The following is a 24,134-nucleotide window of genomic DNA, read 5'->3' on the forward strand; positions in this document are numbered from 1 at the left end:
ACATCCTTTCGGGAATGGCGTTATTTCGAGCCCATCTCGAAATAATTGGGCAGCGGGATCAGCCGGGCAAAGATCGTGCCCTGGCTGAACACCCTGAGTTCCAGCATCGACCCGGACGATCGTTCGGCTTTCTGGTCGAACAGGAAATTGCCGAGCGAATAGATCTCCGCAACATCGCCGCCGCCGAACGGCAGGATCGCCTCGCTCGATACATGTGGATGACCGCCGACGATTGCCGTGACACCGCGCAGCCGCATCTGGTCGGCAAGCATCTCCTCGCGCGGCGACGGCTCCGTCTTGTACTCGCGGCCCCAATGGACGAAGGCAATCACCGGCCGCTCGGCATTGTCGTGCAGCAGCCGGTCGAGCAAAGCAGGCGTCAGAAGGTCGGTGTTCCTGGAGCCGTTGGTATCGATGTCGGTCAGCCCGACCAGGTCGAGATCGGCAAGCGCCAGCGTCTCGCCCTGGCCGAAATGGGCGATGCCGGCCGCATCGAGTGCGGCCAGCGTCTCGGCATAGCCTGACGGGCCGAGGTCGTAGGCGTGATTGTTGGCGAGGCTGACAGCGGCGACATGCAATTTCTTGAGCATGTCGATGGCGAGGTCTGCGGGCATGGCCAGCGTCATGTCGTCGATCGCTTCAGGGACGTTGGGCAGGATGACGCCTTCGAGATTGACGATCAGCGGCCGCGAGCGGGTCAGGGCCAGCACGCTTTCGACGATCTTCTCGGCAACACCGTCGCGGACCAGGATCTTCTTCATGGCGCGGCCGAAATTCACGTCGCCCGCGAAATAGTAGAGCTTGTCGTCGGGACGGGCAGGATTGTTGATGCCGGGGCCGAAGGCGCCGAACAGCGCCACGACATAGCTGGTGGTGCGCTCGACATAGTCGCTTGAATGCGCCTGCGAGTTCTCGTTGGCGACGACCAGCGGCGCAGCACCGAACAGTTCGCGCTGCAGCCTGGTCTGGATGTAGAGCGCACCGACCGAATCGGCGTGATCCGGCTGGCGCAGCGCCGCGATGCCGTCGAGCGAACCGGCGGCGAGCATGTTCAGCGTCTGCTGGTCGAAACGCCTGGCTTCGTGCTGCGGCAGATAATGCGAGAAATCGGTGGATTCGACGATCAGCGTGTCCTTGTCGACGATCGCTTTCAGCGCCTGCGCCAGCCGGTCCCAGTCGGCTCGCTTGGCTTTGACCGACATCGCCACCGGCACGATTTCAGCTTCGGGGAAATAGTGATGCAGGAAAGGCAGCATCGCCTGCACGCCATGCTCCCTGGCGAACAGGCAGGAGTCTTCGACCATGTCGCTGTTCGCTTCCAGAAGGTGCACGGCTTCCGTGTCGGCCTGGACTGGACCGAGCACTGTTTCAAAACCGCGCGTCGTGGTGGCGAAGAGTTTCTGCGTCTTGTGGAAATGGTCCGGCGACAGGATGACGATGCGCTTGTAGCGGAAGCCGGACGCGGCGTGGAAACCGAGTGCGACGAGATCTGCGACGAGCAGGTGGTGGGGGACTGTGATGCCGGTGAGGCGTTGGTTGGACGGCTCGATTCTGGCGACGGCGGCGATGGCGTCGGTGAAGAGTGTGGGGTCGGAGTAGAAGGACGGGAAGTTTGTGTCGCCGGGCGGGCAGGTGATGGGGGCGGCAGACGCTTGAAGCACTGAGAGGATAAGCAAGGCGGTGGCAAAGATCAGAATGCTGGTCCGCGCCCAGGCACCCCCCTCTGTCCTGCCGGACATCTCCCCCTCTAGGGGGGAGATTAGCTTTTCTGCGGTTTTCGGGAATCTCCGACGTTGAAGAAAAAAGCGCTGCCAAAGCAGCTGCCGATCTCCCCCCTTGCGGGGGAGATGGCCGGCAGGCCAGAGGGGGGTGCCTGGGCGCCGACCTCTCACGGCTCAGCCAGCACAATGTTCTCCACGCCGCCGACATAGTAGAACGGCTTCTGCTTGGACGCGGTCAGCCGCAGCACTTCGCGCGAAATATAGTCGGCGAGGCCGAACAGCGTCACGCCGCCGTCGGAGGTCTTGGCCCGGCCGCGCAGGCCTTCGAGGATCGAATAGGTGAAGACGCCATGGCCGAGCTCGGGCAGCTCGGCGGCGGTGTTGTTGGCAGCGGTGGCCGAGAAGACGACGATGCGTGCGTCCTGCGCGTCTTTTTCCAGGCGCGGGTTGAAGGCGTTGGCGGCGTGGCAGGTGTCGAGCAGCATGAAGCGCATGCCCTTGGCCCGCTCAACCGATTTCTGGATGTCGCCCCAGTCGACCAGCGAGGAGCGCTTCCAGCGGTCGGCATCCTGTTTGCGGCCGTCCGTGGGGATGAAATAATAATCTTCGTCGATGTTGATGCCGTGACCGGCGACGAAAATGATGGTGGTGTCGTTCTCGCCGGGTCTGTCGAGAAAGTCGGCGAGCTGGTCGTCGATCGTGTCGGAATCCGGTTCCAGGATGGTGTCGGCGCTGGCGACCTTGAACACGTCCTTGCCGGAATCGGGCGCCTCATCCAGCGCTTCGCGGTTGACCAGAACCAGCGTCTCCATCGCCGAAAACAAGGGCGCGGATTTCTGCGAGATCACCTTGAGGAATTCGGTAGCGTCGTCGACGGGATAGCGCAGATCGCAGGCGTGGCCGGCGCATGCATCGGTGAGGAAGGGATATTTGTCGACGCCGATCACGGCGACGTAGAGCTTGCCCTTGTTGGCGGGCTTTTCGGTTTTCCTGCCAAGTGCTGTGACACTGCGCTCGGTCAGATAGCCGAACTCGTTGGTGCCGGTGATGCGAATGGTATTTTCGCCATTCTCGACCGGCACTTCGACGATGATGCTCTTGCCGCCATCGGCCGAGCGTGCGGTGACATCGCCGACATTGCGGCTGTTCGACAGGATCGAGAATCCGGCGACATCGGCGCGGGCTTCCTGCACGCCCGAAATCTCGACGGCGACATAGCCCTCGCGGACGTTGCTCTGGTCGGCGGCAAGCTTGATGCCGAATTCCGGCGGTTTGCGCTCGAGCAGCTTTTCCAGCTCGCGGTCGACGCCGGGGCGCATTTCCTGAACCGCCTGTTCGGCGCTGCGCAGGATGATGGCCCGGCGCACCATTTCCGGGCTCCAGAGATATTTCTTCAGCTGGCCGGCGCTGATGAAACGCCCTTCGTGGCCGCGGCCCTGATTGACGTGCCAGCCTATCAACTTGTCGCCGTCGGCGGAGGAATAATAGTAGCCCTGCGGCATCCAGGCGATCCATTCGGAGCCGGCGAAGAACATCGACACGATCAGTTTGTGTGTCTTCAAATTCCACAGCCGCACGGTCTGGTCGGCGCTGCCGGTGAACAACAGCCCTTCCTTCTCGGCGGCAACCATGGCGTTGATCTCGCCGGTGTGGCCGGTGAATTCACCCGATACCTCGGCGGTCGCGGTTTTGTATTCCAACAGCGTGCCGTCGCTGCCGCCGGTGATCAGGCCAAGCCCATTGCCGATCAGCGTGTAAACCGAATGGACGAAGCCATTGGTGGCGGCATTCTCGATGCTGTGCATCACCTTTCCGCCGCTCGCGATTTCGAGCACGGCATTCTCCAGGCCGTCCTTGCCGCCGGGGACGGCGCGAAGCGACCACTCACCGTCGGTCAGTGCGGCGCGGGTATAGGTGCCCTGTTCCGCCAACGCCTTCGGGTCTTCGAAGAACCGCTCGGCCGTCGGTAGTGCCAGCACCTTGTCCAGCGTGCCCTGCAGCTCGGGACAGGACACGCGTTCAGGGCAGGGGTTGGTGTTGCCCCAAGCGATGGAGCTGCTCGCCGCATCGATCCCGATCGCCGTCACCGGTTCGCCGACCCCTTGCAGCAGCGCCTTGCGCTCGCCGGTCATGGGGTTCCAGACCTGGATGGCGTTGCGGGTGCCGCCGGCTGTCGCCACCAGCGAGCCGTCGGCATTGCCGGCGCCAGCAAAGACCGTGCCGTCATGGCCGTTATAGTCGAGCAGTTGCTCGCCGCTGTCGGTATTCCAGACCACCGAGCGATGCTTGTCGGCGCAGCGATAGCTGCATGACGCCACAAGCCGCGAACCCGTGGCGAAGCTCAGAGCGCCGATCTGGAAATCCTGCTTCGGCATGGCGCGGACGAATTTGCCGGTGCTGGCCTGCCAGAGCTGGACGTCGCCGTCCTTGCTGCCGGTGGCGAACAGGCTGCCATCCAATGACACGGCGAGTGCGGCGACGCCGACATCGCGCAGCGGTTCGGCCTCGGCGGGCAAAGCGATTTCCTCTGACTTGGCGATGTCCCAGAGCCTTATGCCGTTGTCTGTGGTCGTCGCTGCCAGCCGGGTTCCCGCAGCGGCGAAGGCGAGCTTTTCCACACGCCAGGAATCGGCATCGAGTTTTTCCGCCAGCGTCCAGCCCGACGCGGATTTGTCGTCCGCCCGCCAGAGGTAGACGAAACCATCGCCACCGCCGGCGGCGAGCGTGTTTCCGTCGGGTGAAAAGGCGACATCATAGATGGCATAGTCGGCGGCCTTGAGCACGGTTTTGATCTTGCCGGTGGCGAAATCGAACAGCCTGATATCGCCATAAGGGGGCTTGTCGCCGATGCCGGCGCCGTAATAACCGCCGGCGGCGATCGTCTTGCCATCCGGCGACACGGCAATCGCAAAGACCTTGCCGTCATTGCCATTGCCAAGATAGCCGCGAATGGTGCGCAGCGTCACCCCGCTCTGCCAGTCCCAGATGCGGATGGTCTTGTCGTCAGATGCGGAGACCAGTTCCTCGCCGTCCGGCGTGAAGGCAAGGTCGGTGACCCTGGCGCTGTGGCCGCCGGTGTTGAGATCGAGGTGGAAATCGAGGTCCTCGGCACCGGCGGTTGACGTTAACGCCAGAAGACCGACCAGGATTAGCCACCGGATAGCACGCAAGGGATGGGAGCTGCCCGGCACCTTGTTGCGCCGCTATTTGGAGTCGGCGGGCGGCGCCGACCCGTGACGCACATAATTCTCGATCGCCTGGGCATAACTGGCGGAACCGGCCTTGCGCTCTTTTTCGATGTAGCCGGCAAAATAGCTCCAGAACGACACCGCATAGTCGCGGAAATAGGCATCGGCGACATCGCGCGAACAGAGCTTGCCCTCAACGCAGATGGAGAGACGATTGAGGAAATAGACGATGCGATCAAAATTGTCGTTGAAATCGGCGATCGGCATGGTGCCGCCGCCGGCAGTCATCGCCTCGATGCCAATGCGTTGCCGGAAGACCCGTTCCTCGGTCGGCGACGGCGTGGCGCTGAGCAGATTGTCGTATTTGGCGTTGAGCGACGAGAGGCGCTCCTTGAGCGCGCGCTGCGCCTGCTGAAAATCCTTGCTTTCCCAAAGCTCGACCAGCGACATCGTCTGCTCGACGCGCTTCTGTTCCTGGTTTGCCAGAAACTGGAAGACCGAGAAGCCCAAGGTGAAGACGATCGCCAGGCGCACGGCGAGACCCGACCAGGCATAGATCAGCATGCGCCAGTCGCGGTCGGTGAACGGGTTGGCTTCCTTCTTGATCTCGTGACTGCTCGGCCACGGAAAGCCTTCGGTGGTTTCGGGCAAGGTCGCCGGCTTCTTGGCCGGTGCCGGCGCCGATGTGGCTGGCGATTTTTGCGTTGCAGTGCCCCCCGGCTTTTTCATCCGCAGCTGTCCAGTCGGATAATGGCGGTGGGATCGAGCACGATGCCGGGTGTCTCCAGCTTCTTTTTCAGGCAATCGAGCTGCGTGCGCGAAATCATGAACTGCACGTCCGGTTCGGCAGCCGCCTTGCTGGGTGACGGCAAGGGCTCGACCACGCCGCGCGAGGCGCAGCTGGAGAGATCGACGACAACGGCCGTGTTGCCGGTCTTGGCGATCTGGTCGTACTGGTCGAGAAAGCAGGTGGCGAGCTCGGAGTTGGTGACGATCTGCTTGGCGCACAGGCCGCAATTCTCGTCCGCCGAGGCGCTGGCAACCAGCAACAGGCTTCCGGCAAGGCCGGCCGTCGCTGCACGCCAGGAGAGCACGGGGATAGTCACTGATGTCCTCATCTGTTGCATTCAGCCGCGGCGCATAGAAGTGTCGCGAGCCGGGAATGTTCATATATCACGCCGGCAAGAGCCGGCGAAGCGATGTCAGGTCAGGCGCGGGGCACCGTCTCCATCGGGAAGATCATCACCGCGCCTTTGGGACCGCTCTTGTCGGCAAGCCGCATCACCGAGCGCGTCGCCGGCGCCATGCCGATGTCGGCCAGCATGTCGGAAAAACCAGGCGTTCCCGATGCGGCACGCGTCACGGCGCGCACGCCTTCCTGGGCAAGAAAGCTCAGATCCTCTTTCTCGCTCTGCGGCGGCGCCTCGGTCAGCACGGCAATCATGCGCTCCATGCCGAAGCTGGTGTCGGTGAAGGCGAGCAGCCCTTCCTTCAGGCCCTGGTCGGCCTGCTGGTTGATCGGCGCCAGCCGCTCGGCGACGATGTGGGTGATCGAATAGTCGCTGCCGATATAGAGCACGTTGATGTCGACGAACTCGTCGGACTCGTTCCTGGCCGCAATGTGTACCTGATCGCCCGGCGAAACGCGCGGCACCGTCGAGGATTCGATCGGCTCCAGCACATCGCTGTCCTGGCGCTTGATCAGGAACTGGACGCTGACCTCGTCCGGCCGGTAGTCGGACGCCGCGGCGAGCCGCGACAGGCCGGTGGCGCGGAAGATCGTGGTCAGGGTCTTGGCTGTGTTTTCCGCAAGCTTGTCGCGGCCATCCTGATGGATGACGATGCGCGGCGGCTTGCTGCCGTCCTTCAAGCTGATGTCGCCGGACGCCGGCAGGAACCACAGCGCCGGTTCGTCGCTGGCGTTGGCGGCAGCGCCGTCCATGGATTTTTCGCGCAGCACCGCAAGCCGCAGATCGGCGCTCTTGCCGGGCTCGACCAGCGCGATGTGGAAGCCGGACTTCGGCTTCGCCACCAATTCGTCCAGAACCGAATTGACCAGCTCGGTTTCCTTTTCGAGCCCTGCGGTCGGCGCCGGCTTTGCCACCAGCAGCTTGTAGTCGACCGCGAGTTCGGCAACGCGCGCATAGGCGCCGGCGGGCACCGCCGTCGGCGCAAGCGCCGGCTTGCCGTCGAATTCGACCGGTGCGAGCTGGCATTCGAGGTTTTTTGCCGATTTCACTTCGAGATAGCCGACGGCGTCGGAGAGCTTCGACAGCGCCGAAGGCAAAATGGCGAGCTTGCTGCCCGGGGTCAGACCCTGCAGCAGCCCGGCGCCGATCGCGACATCGCCGTCCTTGACGGCAATCGGCCATTGCATGACGGCGTCGGTCTTGTCGGTGCCGAACACGCGGGCGTCCAGTTCGCCCTCGAACAGGGGCGTCGGCCTTGTGCGGCCGTCGGCCGAATATTGCTGCAGCACGGCCTGGCCGAGCTGGCGATAGGTGACGTTGGGGTTCTCGGCCAATTTCGACAGGATGGTGAAGGTGAACAGGCCGAAGCGCGGCGCGTCGGGCGTGCCCTTGGGCAGCGGCATTTCCGGCGTCGTCTCGACCGTCTGCGCGGCATAGAAGGCGACCAGCTTGCCCCTGGCGATCGGCTCTGCGCCGGTCGGCGTCAGGTTGAAGGCCGGCTTGCGGCCGCCATTCTCGTCGAAACCGCGCGATGCGCTTGCCGAGATGTCGTCATAGGCCTTCACCGCGGCTGCTCTCGCCGCGTCGTCGCCGCCGACGAGGTCGGCGAACTCGACCTTGCGCTCCAGTTCGTCATCGACTTCCGCGGCGCGCGTCGCGGTGCCGGAATGGCAGCAGTCGAACACCACCCAGACAAAGGCGCCCTTGTCGCGGATGGCGTCGAGTGCGGCGCCGACCTCGTTGTCGACCAGCGCGTTCGGCACGCCCTCTTCGCGGTTGATCCATTTGTCGATATCGGACGGCAGGAAAATCTCGTCGAGGCCGTCGGTCTCGTCACCGGCCTTGGCTTGCGGCTGCTGGGCGCCGTGGCCCGACAGATGCAGATAGACGAAATCGTCGCGTTGCACCTTGCCGGCGAGGTCGGCAAGGGCGGCCTTGATCGCCGCATGCGTCGGCGGGCCGTTGGCGCCTTCGACGTCCTTGGCGAGCAGGATCACATTCTCGGCCGAGAACTTCACCGGATCGGGCGTGTTCTTCAGGAGATAGTCGCGCACCAGGCCGGCATCGTTCTTCGGCCCGATCAGCCAGTTCTTCTGCGGTAGGTTCGGATAGTCGGTGCAGGCAACCAGCAGCGCGTGATAGGTGCGCGAGGCAGCGAGGCCGCGGAACGAGACCGTACCGGCAGCCACAAGCGCCGACGTGCCGACGAGCAGCGTCCGTCGTGTCAGTTTGATCATAATTGCTTCCCCAAGCCCGATCGAATTTGCAAGTGCGGCACCTTTCGTCGCGAATTTTGTCAGTATTTTGAATGTGGTCGGTGCCGTCAATCGGCGGTGGTGGTCATGGTGTCGATGGCGATAACGGAAACAGTGGCAAAAAGCCCGCTTCATCGCTATCTCAAGGGAATTGAGACCGCCGCATGGCAGAAATGATTTGCGAGCGGCGCTGGATCAAACAGATAGAACATGATGTCGTCCGAGAACCGCTTCACACTTTTCGGCATCATGCTCTAAACGATCGGAAAACGGGATCATGGCGGCAAGGGATGTGCTGACGAAGAATCAGCTGAGCGTGCTCGAAAAGCTTGAGGCCGCCAGCGGACCGCTCAGCGCCTATACGCTTCTCGACCAGCTGCGCGAGCGCGGTTTCCGCGCGCCGCTACAGGTCTATAGGGCGCTCGACAGCCTGGTGAAGTCAGGCTTCGTGCACCGGTTGGAAAGCCTCAACTCCTTCGTCGCCTGCGCCGAACCGCACGACCATACGCATTCGATGACAGCCTTCGCTATCTGCGACACATGCGGGCAGGTGATGGAGATGTCCGACCATGACGTCGACCATCGGCTGGACGAATGGGTGCGCTCGACCGGGTTTGCCGCCAAGAAGGCGGTGATCGAGTTTCGAGGGACGTGTGCCAAGTGCCTGGCTGAGGCGGCTTAGCTTTTCGACGCTGGCGGGACAGCACCCCCCTCTGTCCTGCCGGACATCTCCCCCGCAAGGGGGGAGATTGGCAGTTCAAGCGCTGCGCCCATTGCAGCAACGTCGGAGATTGGCGAAACCGGAAGTGGCGGCTGATCTCCCCCCTTGCGGGGGAGATGCCCGGCAGGGCAGAGGGGGGTGTGAAGGATCGCGGCGTATCCGGCGCTAATGCGCCTCGTCCCAGTTGTTCGCTGCGCGGGCATCGACATGCAGCGGCACCGACATCGAGATGGCCGGCATCGGCGCGTTCTCCATCACCCTGCGCACCACGGGGATCGTCGCCTCGACTTCCGCTTCAACCGTCTCGAAGATCAATTCGTCATGCACCTGTAAGAGCATGCGGGCGGACAGGCCGGCCTTCTCCAGCGCCTCGTCCATATGCACCATGGCGCGACGGATAATGTCGGCGGCGGTGCCTTGCAGCCTGGCGTTGATCGAGGCGCGCTCGTTGAAGGCGCGGATCGACGGGTTTGACGACCGGATCTCAGGATAGTGGATGCGGCGGCCGAAGATGGTTTCGACGAAGCCATGTTCGCGCGCATAGGCCTTTGTTGCCTCGATATAGTCGCGGATGCCGGGGAAACGCTCGAAGTACTTCTTGATGTAGGCGCCGGCCTCCTCGCGCGGGATCGACAGCTGGTTGGCGAGCCCAAAGGCCGAGATGCCGTAGATGATGCCGAAATTGATCGCCTTGGCGCGGCGGCGCACTTCGGACGGCATGCCTTCGACCGGCACGTTGAACATTTCCGAGGCGGTGATGGCGTGGATGTCGGCGCCATTGGCGAAGGCCTGCTTCAACTGCGGGATCTCGGCGACGTGGGCAAGCACGCGCAGTTCGATCTGGCTGTAGTCGGCCGAGACCAGTTTCTGGCCCTTGTCGGCGATGAAGGCCGTCCTGATCTTGCGTCCCTCCGCGGTGCGCACCGGGATGTTCTGCAGATTGGGATCGGAGGAGGACAGCCGGCCCGTCGTCGTTGCGGCCAGCGCATACGATGTGTGCACGCGCCTGGTGTCGGGATGGATGAAGCCGGGCAGCGCGTCGGTGTAGGTCGATTTCAGCTTGGTCAGCTGGCGCCAGTCGACGATCTTGCGCGGCAGTTCGTGGCCTTCGGCGGCGAGGTCTTCCAGAAGCTGCGCGGAGGTCGACCATTGCCCGGTCTTGGTCTTGGAGCCGCCGGGCAGGCCCATGCGGCCGAACAGGATGTCGCCGAGTTGCTTTGGCGACCCGATGTTGATGCGCTCGCCGACAAGGCCGTAGATCTCCTCCTCCAGCCGTGCAGCGCCTTGCGCCAGCTCGCCGGAGAGCCGCGACAGGATCTGGCGGTCGACCGAGATGCCGCGCTGTTCCATCCGCGCCAGCACCGGCACCAGCGGCCGTTCCAGCCGCTCATAGACCGAAACCAGGCCCTTGGCGGCAAGCCGCGGCTTCAGCACCTGCCATAGCCGCAGCGCTACGTCGGCATGGCCGGCGGCGTAGGCGGTCGCCCGGTCGATGTCGACCTGCTCGAACCCGACCGAGCTTCTGCCGGAACCGGCGAGATCCTTGAGCGGCGTCGTGGCATGGCCGAGCCATTTGTCGGCAAGCGAGGACAAAGTGTGGTGGCCGGTGCCGGCGTCGAGCACATAGGAAATCAACATCGTGTCGTCGAAGGGTGCGATATCGATGCCGTGGCGGCTCATGACGACGATGTCGTATTTGGCGTCCTGGGCGATCTTGAGCACCGATTTGTCTTCCAGCAACGGCTTCAGCAGCGCCAGCGCCTCGCGGACCGGAATCTGGTTCTCCAGCGTGCCGCCGCCGAGCAGGTCGCCAGCGCCGCTCTTGTGGGCGAGCGGCACATAGGCGGCGCGGCCGGGGCCGATCGCCAGGGAGAAACCGATGAGGTCGGCCAGCATCGGATCGGAAGACGTGGTTTCGGTGTCGAAGGCGACGGTTCCGGTCTCCTTGGCTTGGGCCAGCCAGGTCTTGAGCGTTGCCGTGTCGCGGATGGCGACATAGGCGGCAGGATCGATTTTGGCCGCGGCGGCCGTTTCCAGGCGAAGTGCGGCAAGCAGCGAAGGCGCGTCCCCGGCCCTTGCGGTTTCGGATTTGGCTTCATCCTGTGTTGCCGCAGGCACCGGTGTGCCGGAGCCGACATCGGGGCCGTGCGCGGTGTCGGCGCGCTCGACGGTGACGGCGACAGCCTGCACATCGCCGGCTTCGGTGCTGGTCGCCTCGGCCACACGGCGGGTCAGCGAGGTGAATTCCATGGTTTTGAGAAAGCCGATCAGCTTCGGCCCATCCGGCGCATGCAGCACGAAATCGTCGAGCCCGTCGGTCACCGGCACGTCGTTCTTCAGCGTCACCAGCTGGCGCGATATGCGCGCCTTGTCGGCATTGGCGATGATGGATTCGCGCCTCTTGTCCTGCTTGATCTCGCTGGCCCGGGCGAGCAGCCCGTCAAGGTCGCCGAACTGTTCCAGAAGCTGCGCCGCCGTTTTCGGCCCGATGCCGGGTACGCCCGGCACATTGTCGACGGAGTCGCCGGTCAGCGCCTGCAGGTCTATCATCTTTTCCGGCGGCACGCCCCATTTCTCGATGACTTCGGGGATGCCGATCTGGCGGTCCTTCATCGGGTCGTACATGCCGACCGTGGGTCCGACCAGCTGCATCAGATCCTTGTCAGAGGAGATGATAGTGGTGTCGCCGCCGGCCTCGCACGCCAGCCTGGCATAAGTGGCGATGAGGTCGTCGGCCTCGTAGCCTTCGATCTCGATGCAAGGCAGGTTGAAGGCCACGGTTGCCTGGCGGATCAGACCGAATTGCGGGATCAGGTCTTCGGGCGGTGCGTTGCGGTTGGCCTTGTATTCCGGGTAAAGATCATTGCGGAAGGTTTTCGACGAATAATCGAAAATGACCGCTAAATGCGTCGGCACGATGCCTACATCGGTGTTGCGGGCGTCCTGCATCAGCTTCCACAACATGTTGCAGAAGCCGGAGACCGCGCCGACCGGCAGCCCATCGGATTTGCGGGTCAGCGGCGGCAGCGCATGATAGGCGCGAAAGATGTAGCCGGAGCCGTCGATAAGGAAGAGATGGTCGCCTTTTTTCATGCCGGCAGGGATAGCGCGGCAGGACGGCGCGGTCCATGGCAAAGGCGGGCTTCCAACAGGTGTTGCGGCGACATGCTGACAGAGCCTGCCTGCCGATAGGTCCTGCTGCTGTTTGCCTCGGCGCTCACGGCTATGTTACAAAAGTGTAATTTTTGTGCCCTTGAAACGCCACGATCCGAGACACAAATAAAGGTCATCGGCAGTTTTCGCCGAGTCCGGAGCAAGGCCCGTCCCCCGCCTATCCCGGACAATTGCGGCAGCCTATCCCCCCTCTCCGGGCTGCCGCATCGTTTCGAGTAAAAGACCGCCGTGGTTCCCCTCCACCACGGCGGTTCTTTTTTGCCTTCTGACAAGTGTTTACGGTCCGTGGTCCAACGATCGCGGGCTTTTCGTTTTGATGCGCTGCCTTTACGGTCCCGGCACCGAAAAGAAAGGCCCGCAGTAATGTCCACCATTTCCTCCGTCCTCGACCGTCTCGACAAAAATCTCGACCAGAGCCTGGAGCGCCTGTTCGGCCTGCTCCGCATCAAGTCGATCTCCACCGATTCAGACTATGCCGCCGACTGCCGCAAGGCCGCCGAATGGCTGGTGGCGGACCTCAAGCTGATCGGCTTCGACGCTTCGGTGCGCGACACGCCGGGACACCCGATGGTGGTTGCGCACCATGAAGGCCCCGCCGGTTCGCCGCATGTGCTGTTTTACGGCCATTACGACGTGCAGCCGGTCGATCCGATCGAGCTTTGGGAGAACGACCCGTTTGCGCCGGCGGTCAAGGAGATCGAGCCCGGTCACAAGGTAATCACCGGCCGTGGCTCGGCCGACGACAAGGGGCAGCTGATGACCTTCGTCGAGGCCTGCCGCGCCTGGAAGCAGGTGCATGGCAATCTGCCCTGCCGCATCACCATCCTGTTCGAGGGCGAGGAGGAGTCCGGTTCGCCGTCGCTGAAGCCGTTCCTCGAGGCCAATGCCGATGAGCTCAAGGCCGATTTCGCTCTGGTCTGCGACACCGGCATGTGGGACCGCGAAACGCCGTCGATCTGCGTTTCGCTGCGCGGAATGGTCGGCGAGGAGGTCACCGTCAAGGCCGCCGATCGCGACCTGCATTCGGGCCTCTATGGCGGCGCCGCCGCCAACCCGATCCGCATCCTGGCGAAAATCCTCGCCGACATCCATGACGAGAACGGCCACATCACCATTCCCGGCTTCTATGACGGGGTCGAGGAAACGCCGTCGCAGATCCTGAAATCATGGGAAACTCTGGGCGAGACCGCCGAAACCTTCCTCGGACCGATCGGCCTCTCGATCCCGTCGGGCGAAAAAGGCCGCTCGGTGATGGAACTGACCTGGGCGCGGCCGACGGCCGAGTTCAACGGCATCATCGGCGGCTACACCGGCAAGGGGTTCAAGACGGTGATCGCGGCGGAAGCGTCGTCGAAAATCTCCTTCCGCCTCGTCCACAAGCAGGACCCCGAGAAGATCCGCGCCGCGTTCCGGGAATTCGTCAAGGCGCGCATTCCCAGGGACTGTTCGGTCGAATTCCACCCGCATGGCGGCGGGCCGGCAATTCAGCTTTCCTACGACTCGCCATTCCTGGCCAAGGCCAAGACTGCGCTGTCGGATGAATGGCCGAAGCCAGCGGTGACGACCGGCAGCGGAGGCTCGATACCGGTGGTCGGCGACTTCCAGACCTATCTCGGCATGGAATCGCTGCTGGTCGGGTTCGGGCTCGACGACGACCGCATCCACTCGCCCAACGAGAAATACGAGCTGACCTCCTTCCACAAGGGCCAGCGCTCCTGGGCGCGCATTCTCGATGCGCTGACGCGCTGAGGAGGCTGGGAAGTTTTCTTGTTGATTTTTCAGCGGATCGCGGCGAGGACGAGTTACGCCGCGATCCGGAGACAACTATGCCCGACATCCGCTTCCACAAGAACGATCTGCCCGACCTCGCCCACTACAATGTCGACGCGGTGGCCATCGATACCGAGACGCTGGGGTTGAACCCGCACCGCGACCGGCTTTGCGTGGTGCAGATCTCGCCCGGCGATGGCTCGGCCGACGTGATCCAGATCGCGCCCGGCCAGAAGAAAGCGCCGAACCTCGTCAGCCTGCTCCGCAACCGCGGCATATCGAAACTGTTCCACTACGGCCGTTTCGACCTCGCCGTGCTGTACAATGCCTTCGGCGTCATGCCGGAGCCGGTGTTCTGCACCAAGATCGCCTCGCGGCTGACCCGCACCTATACCGACCGGCACGGCTTGAAGGACATCTGCTTCGAACTGCTTGGCGTCGGCCTGTCGAAGGCGCAGCAATCGTCGGACTGGGCGGCCGAGACCCTGTCGCCCGAACAGCTCGAATATGCCGCTTCCGACGTTCTCTATCTGCACCGTCTGCGCGAGGTGCTGGCTGGACGCCTGGCGCGGGACGGGCGCACCAAGGAAGCCGACGCCTGCTTCCGCTTCCTGCCGACGCGTGCCAAGCTCGATTTGATGGGTTGGGACGAAGAGGATATTTTTGCCCACAGCTGATGGCCTTCGGATAACGCTTCCGGCAGCCTTGCAACCAGACACGCGTCGTGGCGTTCTGTCGACTCAATGAGGGGGATGACGTGGCAGACCGCAAACCGATAGCGACCGCCCCGACGGATGGATCCAAGGTCACTGTTCTGTGGAAGGACGGCGCCGGCGTCGTCAGCGAATCCGTCGGGCAATATCGCGACGGCGCCTGGTGGGTCTACACCGACAGCGATACCCAGAAAAAGGTCGACCCGACCAGCTGGCGGCCAGTCTCCAGCGACGATGACGACGATCAATGAGCGCCGCTGGCGGGTGCAACTGCTTTCGCATAGCCTGAAGTCGTTGATATCGAGGCCGATTCGGGCCTTCCGCTCCGTAGCCTCTCTTCCTGGAGGAACGCGTCATGGGCATCGAAAGCCTTCTCATCTTCATCATAATCGGCGCCATTGCCGGGTGGCTCGCCGGCCTCATCGTCTCGGGCTTCGGCTTCGGCCTCATCGGCAACATCGTCGTCGGCATTATCGGCGCCCTGATCGCCGGCTGGCTGTTTCCAAGGCTGGGCTTCGCAATCGGCGGCGGCATTCTGGCTGCCATCATCAACGCCACGATCGGCGCTGTCATCCTGCTGGTGCTGGTCAAGGTCTTGAAGCGAGCGTGACGCTCGATACGAAACGGAGCGCGCCATGAAACAGAACACCCTCTATCTCCTCATCGGCGCGCTCTTGGTCGTGGTCATTGCGCTAGGTATCTATGTCTATCACGAGCAGACCAAGCCAAAGGGCGTGGAGCTGAAGATCGACGACAAAGGCATTTCGATCCAGCAGAATTGATGATGTCCGCCTGCGGGTGGCGCTGATTTGTCATCCAGGCATTTTACGGCGATTGGGAGTTTCCTTGTGCAAATATTTGCACATCGTGATTGACTTTCGTTTCCACTATGTGCAAAAATTTGCACATAGATTTGAGCCGAGAAATGAACGAAACCAACACCGCCAAAGTCAAGGCCCGGCTCGAGAGGGAAGGCTGGAAGAACGTCGGCGGCACGAAGCATGACAAGTACAAAAAAGACGGCATGCCGACGATCATGGTTCCTCGCCACAAGACTCTGACGCCGTTGGTAGCTCGGTCTATAGCCAAGGCGGCAGGCTGGGAATAAACCGACCTCATCGCGTTCCGAAGCCTAATGGACATAAAGTCGGAATAAGGAAAGCTGTTAGATATGTCTCGCTATGTCGCACTCGTGGATGCTGCCGACGGCTTTGTCGGCGTCTCGTTTCCCGATGCTCCTGGCTGCGTCGCGCAGTCGGAAAGCCGGGACGAGGCTGTAAAGGACGCTATGGCCGCGTTGGCCGAATGGGTGGCTGAAGAAATCGCGGACGGCCGTAAAATCCCCACTCCTCGCAAAGTCGAGGCGCTTTTAGAAGATGCTGAGGTTCGAGCAGCGCTCGCCGCTGGCGCTATCTTGATGTCCGTGCCCTTGATCCGAGATGCCGGCCGTCCGGCCCGGGCCAATATCTCGTTGGATGCCGGTTTGCTCGCCGAGGCTGACGAAACAGCCAATCGGTTGGGGGTCACCCGATCGGCCTTTGTCGCCGCCGCGTTGCGAGACAAGATCCGTCAAACTGTTTGAACAGTGATCTCGGGCACCCGCCAAAGTACCGCGTTGCCGACGCCTGTTAGCCAGCGGCAGCGGATTTTAGAAATTCTTAAGGAATTCCAGAAGGGTGCATAAACCCTGCTTTAACGCGCCCTTAAACCGCCGCATCTACCCTCCAACCCGAGCGCCATTGATACCGGGAAGACAGCGCAACGCATGGCGAACCGCAGAGACAGTCGCATCGAACCCAGCTTCGAGGGATCGCCAAAGGCGAAATCCGCGGCCGGTTTTTCGGTGAACGAGGAGGATCGGGTCGTGCCGGCCAATCGCAAATCATCTTCGGCGCGCAAAACCTCCAAGGCAAAATCATCGTCACGCGGCAAGCGAGGCAAAGCCCGGCGCGGCCTTTTCGGCGTGATGGCCCGGATGTTCTACTGGTGCTTCGTGCTCTGCATCTGGGGCGGCATCGCCGTGGCCGGCATCGTCGTCTATTACGGCGCCAAGATGCCGGCGGCGACCACCTGGTCGATCCCCGACCGTGCGCCCAACATCAAGATCGTCTCGGTCGACGGGCAACTGCTTGCCAACCGCGGCATGAGCGGCGGCGAGGCGGTCGGCCTGCACGAAATGTCGCCCTACATTCCGGAAGCCGTCATCGCCATCGAGGACCGCCGCTTCTATTCGCATTTCGGCATCGACCCGATCGGCCTGTCACGCGCCATGGTGACCAATGTTCTGGGCCGGCGTTTCTCGCAGGGCGGCTCGACGCTGACCCAGCAACTGGCCAAGAACCTGTTCCTGAAGCCCGACCGCACGCTGGAGCGCAAGGTGCAGGAAGTGCTGCTGGCGCTGTGGCTGGAGCACAAGCATACCAAGGACCAGATCCTCGAAATGTACCTCAACCGGGTCTATTTCGGCTCCGGCGCCTATGGCGTCGAGGCGGCCTCGCGCCGCTATTTCGGCAAGAGCGCGCGCGATGTCACTCTGTCGGAGGCGGCCCTTCTCGCCGGCCTCTTGAAGGCGCCGTCGCGACTGTCGCCGGCGCGGGATCCGAAGGCGGCGGAGGAGCGTTCGCAGCTGGTGCTCGCCGCCATGCGCGACGAAGGCAAGATCAGCGCCAAGGAACTGGCCTCGGCGATGAGCGCGCCGGCAACGCGCGCGCCATCCTACTGGACCGGTTCGGAAAACTACGTCGCCGACACCATCATGGAAGAGCTGCCCGATTTGATCGGCGACGTGCGCAGCGACATCGTCGTCGACACCACCGTCGACCTCAACCTGCAGAAGCTCGCCGAAGAGTCGATCCGCCGGCTGATCGACGAGAGCGGCAAGAAGCTCAATGTCAGCCAAGGCGCGCTGGTCTCGATCGACAATTCCGGCGCCGTGCGCGCCATGGTCGGCGGCTACGACTATTCGACGAGCCAGTTCGACCGCGCCTCCGAAGCACGCCGTCAACCGGGCTCGGCGTTCAAGCCGTTCGTCTATATGGCCGCGCTGGAAGCTGGTCGCACGCCCGACAGCGTGCGCAACGACGCACCGATCAAGATCGGCAAGTGGACACCGGACAATTACGGCGGCAAGTATTTCGGCAAGGTGACGTTGGCGACCGCTTTGGCGAAGTCGCTGAATTCCGTCGCGGCACAGCTAACCATGGAGGTCGGCCCCGACGCGGTGGTCGAGGCGGCTCACCGCATGGGCATCCAATCCGATTTGATCGCCAACACCTCGATCGCGCTCGGCACTTCGGAAGTGACGCCGCTGGAGCTGACATCGGCCTATGTGCCGTTCGCCAATGGTGGCTACAAGCCCGACATCCATTTCATCCGCCGCATCACCACGACCGAAGGCAAGGTGCTCTATGACGACAATGGCGGCAGCGCGCCGCGCGTCGTCAAGCAGAACATTGTCGGCATGATGAACTCGATGATGACCGGCACGGTCGAGATCGGCACGGCGAAGAAGGCGGCCTTCGCCTGGCCGTCTGCTGGCAAGACCGGAACCAGCCAGAATTCGCGCGACGCCTGGTTCGTCGGCTACACCGCAAACCTCACCACCGGCGTGTGGTTCGGCAACGATGACGGCACGCCGATGAAGAAGGTCACCGGTGGCGCGCTGCCGGCACAGGCCTGGCACGAGTTCATGGTGGCCGCGCATGAAGGTGTGCCGGTCCGGCCGCTGCCCGGGACCTGGAAGTCGACGCCGCCCGACACCATCGTGCCCGACGATATTCCGTCAGTCGATAACAATCAGGCGGCGCCGTTGCCTGCCGTGGCCGTCAGCCGTTCGGAGCCTGCTGCCGCGCCGGCACCTGCTGCTGTACCCGCACAAGCGCCGGTCCGCCGTCCGGCCGAAACCGTCGATGCCGACGGCTTCGACATGCCGGGCGACGGCGGCACCACGGCCTCGATCAAGCATCCAGTACCGCCGGGCAGCGTCGGCGGCCCGGCCAAGAAGCGGAAAACCTCAATCCTGGATATTCTCGGCGGCGGCTGAGCGGCTCGTCATTCTGGCTTCAAACCAATGGCGAGCTGGCAATCCGTTCCTCATATGAGAGCTGCGGTGACAATTCGGCCTCTCGCCACCTCCGCCGCATTCGGCTACATCTCCGGCCGGAGTGACAGACATGGCTGAGACCGACACCAGAAAAACCATCGTGCTGACCGGAGCCAGCCGCGGCATCGGCCATGCCACGGTCAAGCGCTTTTCGCGTGAGGGCTGGCGGGTCATCACCTGTTCGCGCCAGGCTTTTGCCGAGGATTGCCCGTGGCCGGCCGGCCCAGAGGACCACATCAAGGTCGATCTCGCCGACCAGGAGGATGTCGGCATCGCCGTCTCGGAGATCCGTCACCGGCTGGAAGCGCATGGCGGGCAATTGCACGCGCTGGTCAACAATGCCGGCATTTCGCCGAAGCTCAAGGACGGCAACAGCCGCATGGATTCGATCGACACGCCGATGCATGTCTGGCGCGATGTGTTCCAGGTGAATTTCTTCGCGCCGATCATGCTCGCGCGGGGCCTCTTCAAGGAGCTTGCTGCAGCGAAAGGTTCGATCGTCAACGTCACCTCGATCGCCGGCACGCGCGTGCATCCTTTCGCCGGCACCGCCTATGCGACCTCGAAGGCGGCGCTCGGCTCGCTGACGCGCGAGATGGCGCATGATTTCGGCCCGCACGGCATCCGCGTCAATGCGATTGCGCCGGGCGAGATCGACACCGCGATCCTGTCGCCTGGCACCGACAAGATCGTCGAGACGATCCCACTCAGGCGCCTTGGCGCCACCTCGGAAGTCGCCGACATCATCTTCTTCCTGTGCTCGCAGCAGGCGTCCTATGTGACGGGCTCGGAAATCCACATCAATGGCGGCCAGCACGTCTGAGCACTGACAGACTGCTCATTCGGCGATGGTGAGAACAGCCTTGCCGCTGAAGCTGCGCTGTCGCAGGGCGTCCAGAGCCTGGGCGATGTCTGTCCACGGCACGGTCATGGACACACGGGTTTCCAGCCGGCCAGCCGCGACCAGAGCGAGCAGCGAGGCGATGTCCGCGCCAATTGCTGGACCGGATGTGTAGTAGGCGAAAGTCTGAAGCCTCGCTCCCTCATGGCCCGGAACGAACTGTCTGAAGCCAACCGGCGTGAGTTCGCCGCTGCTCGAACCGAACATGACGATGGTGCCGCCGGGGGCGACGCGTTCGATGGCATGGGCGAGGCTTTGGCCGCCGACCGACTCGGTGATCAGAGAGAATGGCCCTTCGGCCAGTTCGATCGACTCGGCGACTTCGTGAGCACCAAGACCGCGGAGATCCTCGGCGTGCCGGGCGGCGGCGATTGCAGTCACCGCGGCGCCTTGCTCGCGGGCGATCTGGATCTGGAAACGGCCGACCGCGCCGCTGGCGCCGGTGATCAACACCTGCTGTCCCGCGAGGTCGCCGCCATGGCGCAAGACCCTGAGAGCCGTCGTGCCCGCGACCGGAAGCGTGGCGGCGGACCCGAAGCTGACATCGTCCGGGATGACGGCGAGACGGTCGGTCGGAACGGCCGCCCGTTCGGCCCAGCCGGCCTCGTCGACCAAAGCCACAACCCGGGCGCCGACGGCAGGCCCGGAGCCATCGGCTGCCGCCCGTTCGACAATCCCTGCGATGTCCTGGCCGGGTATCCAGCCTTTTGGGCGTATGGTGAGCAGGCGCAGTTCGCCGCGGTTCAACGAGGTTGCGTGGACGCAGACAAGCGCTTCGTTGGCGAGGGGTTGAGGTTCGTTGGCCTCGGCAAACGTCAGTCCGGTGGGGCTGTCGGGAGAGATGACGAGGGCGCGCATGGGAAGCCTTCCTGCCGGTTTGTGAAATGCCAGCCACGAACCAGAGCCTATCGACTTCCCGGATCAAAGAATTTAGCTATCATGGCGAATAGTCGCTAAAAGCCGTCAATCATGAGACAGCCTCTCCGCTACCCCTGGGTCAATTTCGACGTCGATGATGTGATCGCTCCTGCAATTGCGGTTCGCGTCGATGTCACCGAAACCAAAGCGGAAGTGGCGACCCATTGGCATCGGAAGGGCCAGCTCGTCTTCGCGCTCGGCGGTGGCGTCACCTGCCGCGTGCCCAGCGGTCTGTGGATGGTGCCGCCGCATTGCGGGGTGTGGATTCCCGGTGGCATGGAACACAGCAATATCGCGACGGCCAATGCGCGGATTTTCTTCGTCTATATCGAGCCGGGAGCCGCCGATCTGCCGGACCGGTGCTGCACGCTGTCGATCTCGCCGCTGCTGCGCGAACTGATCGTTGAGCTGGCCGATCGCGTGGAGGAGGATGGGGCGAGGGACGTGCTGCTGACCACGATCCTGCTCTCCGAACTGCCGCGCATGCCGGTCCAGCAGCTGCATCTGCCGATCTCCGCCGAGCCGCACTTGCGGCGGATCGCCGAAGCGTTGGCGCAAGACCCTGCCGATCGCAGCACGCTTGCCGAGTGGGCCAACCGCGTCGCGCTCTCAGAAAGCAGTCTCGCCCGTCTTGTGGTGAAGGAGACCGGACTGAGCTTCGGCCGCTGGCGCCAGCAATTGCACCTGATCGTCGCCATAAGGGAGCTGGCCTCCGGTGCGAGTGTCCAGCAGGTTTCGGGCGATCTCGGCTACGCCTCCGTCACCGCCTTCATCACCATGTTCAAGAAAGCGCTCGGCAAGCCGCCGGCAAAGTATCTCGCCAGCGTCGCGCACAATGGCGGCTCCGCCTTCGTTGGATGATCGATGCGCCTGTGGCAAGCCTCAGGCCGGGGAGGGCTCAATGGCTTCGGGGCGCGGCATCCGCTTTTTCTCCAGCACTTCTTGCACGATGCCGCGGGCGATCTCGCGTTCGCCCATGATGACGGTGTCGGCGCCGAGGCCTTTGAGATGCTCGACCTCGGCATCGGAATGGGCCCTCGCTATGACGTTGATGCCGGGATTCGCGGCGCGTGCCCTGAGCACGATCTGCCCGGCCTCGAACGCGTTGGGGATGGCAAGGATCAAGCGTTTGGCCCCCTGCGGATTGGCGGCGGCAAACACGCCCCCATTGGCCGCATTGCCGGAGACGATTTCGACGCCGTCGTCTCTGAGCCTCGCCAGCGTCTTGTCGGCGTCCTCGATGACCAGGAACGGTAGCGATGCTTGTTTCAGCGCGGCACCGACCAGGCTGCCGACGCGGCCGTAGCCGATCAGGATGGTGTGGCCCGAAAGCGTTGTGCGTGGCGGTGGGCCATTCTCTTTTGCCGCGGCGGCCACCGAGGCCACTTGTCCGGGCTGCGTCGCCGGGCCGACCGGCTTGGCCTCTTCCGGTGGTGCTGCCTTGGCGGCGCGCGCGTCCAGCCACGGCTTCATCCAGTCGAGGGCAAGGAACATCAGCGGATTGACCAGGATCGACAGGATGGCGCCGGCAAGAATCAGGTCGCGTCCCTGTTGCGGCAACAGTTTCAGCCCGACGCCGAGCTCGGCCAGGATGAAGGAAAACTCCCCGATCTGCGCGAGGCTGGCCGAGATCATCAAGGCGGTTCCCAGCGGATAGCGGAAGGCGATGACGATGACGAAGGCGGCCAGCGACTTGCCGATGACGATGATGGCCAGCGTCGCCAGGATCGGCCAGCCATTGCTCATCAGGCTGAACGGATCGAACAGCATGCCGACCGAGACGAAGAACAGCACCGAGAAGGCGTCGCGCAGCGGCAGTGATTCCTCCGCCGCGCGGTGGCTGAGCTCGGATTCGCTCATGATCATGCCGGCGAAGAAGGCACCGAGCGCCAGCGAGACGCCGAACAGTTTGGCGGCGCCGAAGGCGACGCCGAGCGCGATCGCCAGCACCGCCAGCCGGAACAGTTCGCGCGAGCCGGTATGGGCGACGTAATGCAGGATCCACGGAATGACGCGGCGGCCAACCACCAGCATGACGATGACGAAGGCGACGACCTTGGCCAGCGTGAGGCCGACGACGCCCCAGATGCCGAAGCTGGCCGGCAGCGACAAAAGGCTCGCATGGTCATCGACCTGCGGCTGGCCGCCGAGCACGCCGGCCAACGCCGGCAAAAGCACCAGCGCCAGCACCATGGCGAGGTCCTCGACGATCAGCCAGCCGACGGCGATGCGGCCGCGCTCGGTCTCGATCAGCCGTCGCTCCTGCAACGCGCGCAACAGCACCACTGTGGACGCGACGGAAAGCGCCAGGCCGAAGACGAGGCCTGCGCCCATCGACCAGCCGAGCATCCAGGCAAGGCCGGCGCCCAGCGCGGTGGCAAAGCCGATCTGGACGATGGCGCCGGGTACGGCGATGGCGCGGACGGAGAGAAGATCCTTCAGCGAGAAATGCAGGCCGACGCCGAACATAAGCAGGATGACGCCGATTTCGGCCAGCTCATTGGCAAGACCGGCATCGGCGACGAAACCCGGCGTGTTCGGTCCAACCAGCACGCCGGCGACGAGATAGCCGACCAGCGGCGGGATGCGAAAACGGTTGGCGAGCGCCCCGAAGATGAATGCCAGCCCCAGACCGGCGACGATGGTGGCGATAAGGGGCGTGTCATGCGGCATTGTCTATGGAGCGCCTTTCGGGAAATGTCGGGTGTGCGCCGCCCGCAGCCGCCGCCTTTGCAATATGGTGGAGGGGGTGCGGGCGACGCAACCCGCGAGACGTAAATTGGTGGCCAGAGGCGCCGAAAAACGAAAGGCGCGCGCAGCGAAAACGCTGCGCGCGCGAATGATCTATGAGATAGCGTCAGGCTGCCTGCTGCAGCATGGCCTCGATGTCGATCAGCGGGCGGTTGGTCAGTGTCTTTGGGATCTCCGCCTGCACCTTGTCGGTGACTTCCTTGTGCAATTTCTTGCGCATGGTGCCGAGCACCAGCGGCGGCGCGACCAGCACGATGTCGTCGAAGATGCCGTGATGGGCGAGCTTGTAGAGCCGGTCCGCGATCTCTTCGGCAAAGCGTTCCTTGCCCTGCCGGTGCCAGTCGGTTTCCTCAACCGCGCTGCGATGCACGGAGGGGCCGTCATTGTAGCGGCCGGGACTGTCGCTGCCTTGTTCGCGCGTTGCCGGATTGTCCTGTTTCATCTCCTGGAAGAGCTGCAGGTTCGGATAGAGATTGTCGCCCTCGTTCTTCAGGAACAGCGCTTTCTCGCCATCGGCCACCATGACCAGAAGGCCATGTTTCAGGTTGATCTTGCTCATTTGCGGGCTCCTGTTTGAAGGTTCAAATCCAGCCGACGATTGTCTGTTACGGCAGGGGCAGAACGCGTGGCGAAGCGGGAACGTTCCACTTCGTTCGCCGAGATCGCACGCAGCCATATCGAGCCCGATCTATCGTCTATCGGAGCAATGTCCGAGGTGACGGCTTTAATC

Annotated in this window: 20 protein-coding genes; 11 read left to right on the forward strand and 9 right to left on the reverse strand. The window is 63.3% G+C overall.

What is annotated here, in order from left to right; translation table 11 throughout:
- Positions 1–20: 20 nt before the first annotated feature.
- From amrB to NKL04_RS29960, 5 genes are all read right to left on the reverse strand, one after another.
- Entirely contained in the window at positions 21–1,739 is a 1,719-nt protein-coding gene (amrB, locus tag NKL04_RS29940) for an AmmeMemoRadiSam system protein B (protein WP_023700127.1), read from the reverse strand.
- Positions 1,740–1,888: 149 nt separating this feature from the next.
- The gene (locus NKL04_RS29945; protein WP_023700126.1) at positions 1,889–4,891 is read right to left on the reverse strand and encodes a caspase family protein; all 3,003 of its coding nucleotides are present in this window, start codon (positions 4,889–4,891) and stop codon (positions 1,889–1,891) included.
- A 33-nt stretch (positions 4,892–4,924) separates the two neighbouring features.
- Positions 4,925–5,638, reverse strand: a complete 714-nt coding sequence (locus NKL04_RS29950) for a DUF4760 domain-containing protein (protein ID WP_023700125.1) — start codon at positions 5,636–5,638, stop codon at positions 4,925–4,927.
- A complete protein-coding gene (locus NKL04_RS29955; protein ID WP_245261352.1) occupies positions 5,635–6,015 on the reverse strand; it encodes a hypothetical protein in 381 nt (126 codons plus the stop codon). Before NKL04_RS29955 ends, NKL04_RS29950 begins: the two co-directional genes overlap by 4 nt.
- Before the next feature lie 101 nt (positions 6,016–6,116).
- Positions 6,117–8,336 carry a caspase family protein gene (locus NKL04_RS29960; protein ID WP_023700123.1) on the reverse strand — a complete coding sequence of 740 codons (2,220 nt, stop codon included), beginning with the start codon at positions 8,334–8,336 and terminating at the stop codon, positions 6,117–6,119.
- A gap of 295 nt (positions 8,337–8,631) precedes the next feature.
- Between NKL04_RS29960 and NKL04_RS29965 the strand changes: the two genes are divergently transcribed.
- Positions 8,632–9,036, forward strand: coding sequence for a Fur family transcriptional regulator (locus tag NKL04_RS29965; RefSeq protein ID WP_023669789.1), 405 nt, complete (start codon positions 8,632–8,634; stop codon positions 9,034–9,036).
- Positions 9,037–9,240: 204 nt separating this feature from the next.
- Here NKL04_RS29965 and polA read toward each other — a convergent pair whose 3' ends face one another.
- Positions 9,241–12,168 (reverse strand): DNA polymerase I, encoded by a 2,928-nt coding sequence (polA, locus tag NKL04_RS29970; protein ID WP_023700122.1) that lies wholly within the window; start codon positions 12,166–12,168, stop codon positions 9,241–9,243.
- A 444-nt stretch (positions 12,169–12,612) separates the two neighbouring features.
- On the opposite strand from polA, the gene NKL04_RS29975 reads away from it, so the two are divergent.
- The 9 genes from NKL04_RS29975 to NKL04_RS30015 all read left to right on the forward strand — a co-directional run bounded on the left by NKL04_RS29975 (position 12,613) and on the right by NKL04_RS30015 (position 19,657).
- Positions 12,613–13,998 carry a M20/M25/M40 family metallo-hydrolase gene (locus NKL04_RS29975; RefSeq protein WP_023686593.1) on the forward strand — a complete coding sequence of 462 codons (1,386 nt, stop codon included), beginning with the start codon at positions 12,613–12,615 and terminating at the stop codon, positions 13,996–13,998.
- Positions 13,999–14,075: 77 nt separating this feature from the next.
- Positions 14,076–14,696: a ribonuclease D gene (locus NKL04_RS29980; protein WP_023698188.1), complete on the forward strand. Its 621-nt coding sequence runs from the start codon at positions 14,076–14,078 to the stop codon at positions 14,694–14,696.
- 80 nt (positions 14,697–14,776) lie between these two features.
- Positions 14,777–14,983, forward strand: coding sequence for a hypothetical protein (locus tag NKL04_RS29985; RefSeq protein WP_023683046.1), 207 nt, complete (start codon positions 14,777–14,779; stop codon positions 14,981–14,983).
- A 104-nt stretch (positions 14,984–15,087) separates the two neighbouring features.
- Positions 15,088–15,342: a GlsB/YeaQ/YmgE family stress response membrane protein gene (locus NKL04_RS29990; RefSeq protein ID WP_023683047.1), complete on the forward strand. Its 255-nt coding sequence runs from the start codon at positions 15,088–15,090 to the stop codon at positions 15,340–15,342.
- 25 nt (positions 15,343–15,367) lie between these two features.
- Positions 15,368–15,514, forward strand: coding sequence for a hypothetical protein (locus NKL04_RS29995; protein WP_023683048.1), 147 nt, complete (start codon positions 15,368–15,370; stop codon positions 15,512–15,514).
- 143 nt (positions 15,515–15,657) lie between these two features.
- Positions 15,658–15,840: a type II toxin-antitoxin system HicA family toxin gene (locus NKL04_RS30000; protein ID WP_023669780.1), complete on the forward strand. Its 183-nt coding sequence runs from the start codon at positions 15,658–15,660 to the stop codon at positions 15,838–15,840.
- Positions 15,841–15,903: 63 nt separating this feature from the next.
- The gene (locus NKL04_RS30005) at positions 15,904–16,314 is read left to right on the forward strand and encodes a type II toxin-antitoxin system HicB family antitoxin (RefSeq protein WP_023669779.1); all 411 of its coding nucleotides are present in this window, start codon (positions 15,904–15,906) and stop codon (positions 16,312–16,314) included.
- Positions 16,315–16,497: 183 nt separating this feature from the next.
- Entirely contained in the window at positions 16,498–18,774 is a 2,277-nt protein-coding gene (locus tag NKL04_RS30010) for a transglycosylase domain-containing protein (RefSeq protein ID WP_023700121.1), read from the forward strand.
- A 130-nt stretch (positions 18,775–18,904) separates the two neighbouring features.
- Positions 18,905–19,657, forward strand: coding sequence for an SDR family NAD(P)-dependent oxidoreductase (locus tag NKL04_RS30015; RefSeq protein ID WP_023669777.1), 753 nt, complete (start codon positions 18,905–18,907; stop codon positions 19,655–19,657).
- 15 nt (positions 19,658–19,672) lie between these two features.
- On the opposite strand, the gene NKL04_RS30020 is transcribed toward NKL04_RS30015, so the two are convergent.
- Positions 19,673–20,593 carry a zinc-binding dehydrogenase gene (locus NKL04_RS30020; RefSeq protein WP_023700120.1) on the reverse strand — a complete coding sequence of 307 codons (921 nt, stop codon included), beginning with the start codon at positions 20,591–20,593 and terminating at the stop codon, positions 19,673–19,675.
- Positions 20,594–20,704: 111 nt separating this feature from the next.
- Between NKL04_RS30020 and NKL04_RS30025 the strand changes: the two genes are divergently transcribed.
- The gene (locus tag NKL04_RS30025) at positions 20,705–21,514 is read left to right on the forward strand and encodes an AraC family transcriptional regulator (RefSeq protein ID WP_023700119.1); all 810 of its coding nucleotides are present in this window, start codon (positions 20,705–20,707) and stop codon (positions 21,512–21,514) included.
- A gap of 21 nt (positions 21,515–21,535) precedes the next feature.
- Here NKL04_RS30025 and NKL04_RS30030 read toward each other — a convergent pair whose 3' ends face one another.
- Together NKL04_RS30030 and NKL04_RS30035 are read right to left on the reverse strand one after the other, a co-directional pair.
- On the reverse strand, positions 21,536–23,326 hold the full coding sequence (locus tag NKL04_RS30030; RefSeq protein WP_023700118.1) for a cation:proton antiporter domain-containing protein: 1,791 nt from the start codon (positions 23,324–23,326) through the stop codon (positions 21,536–21,538).
- A gap of 184 nt (positions 23,327–23,510) precedes the next feature.
- Positions 23,511–23,963 (reverse strand): baeRF12 domain-containing protein, encoded by a 453-nt coding sequence (locus tag NKL04_RS30035; RefSeq protein ID WP_023700117.1) that lies wholly within the window; start codon positions 23,961–23,963, stop codon positions 23,511–23,513.
- Between the last annotated feature and the right edge of the window lie 171 nt (positions 23,964–24,134).

Origin of the sequence: Mesorhizobium sp. C264A (assembly GCF_040324515.1) — a bacterium.
In the GTDB taxonomy this organism is placed as follows: domain Bacteria; phylum Pseudomonadota; class Alphaproteobacteria; order Rhizobiales; family Rhizobiaceae; genus Mesorhizobium.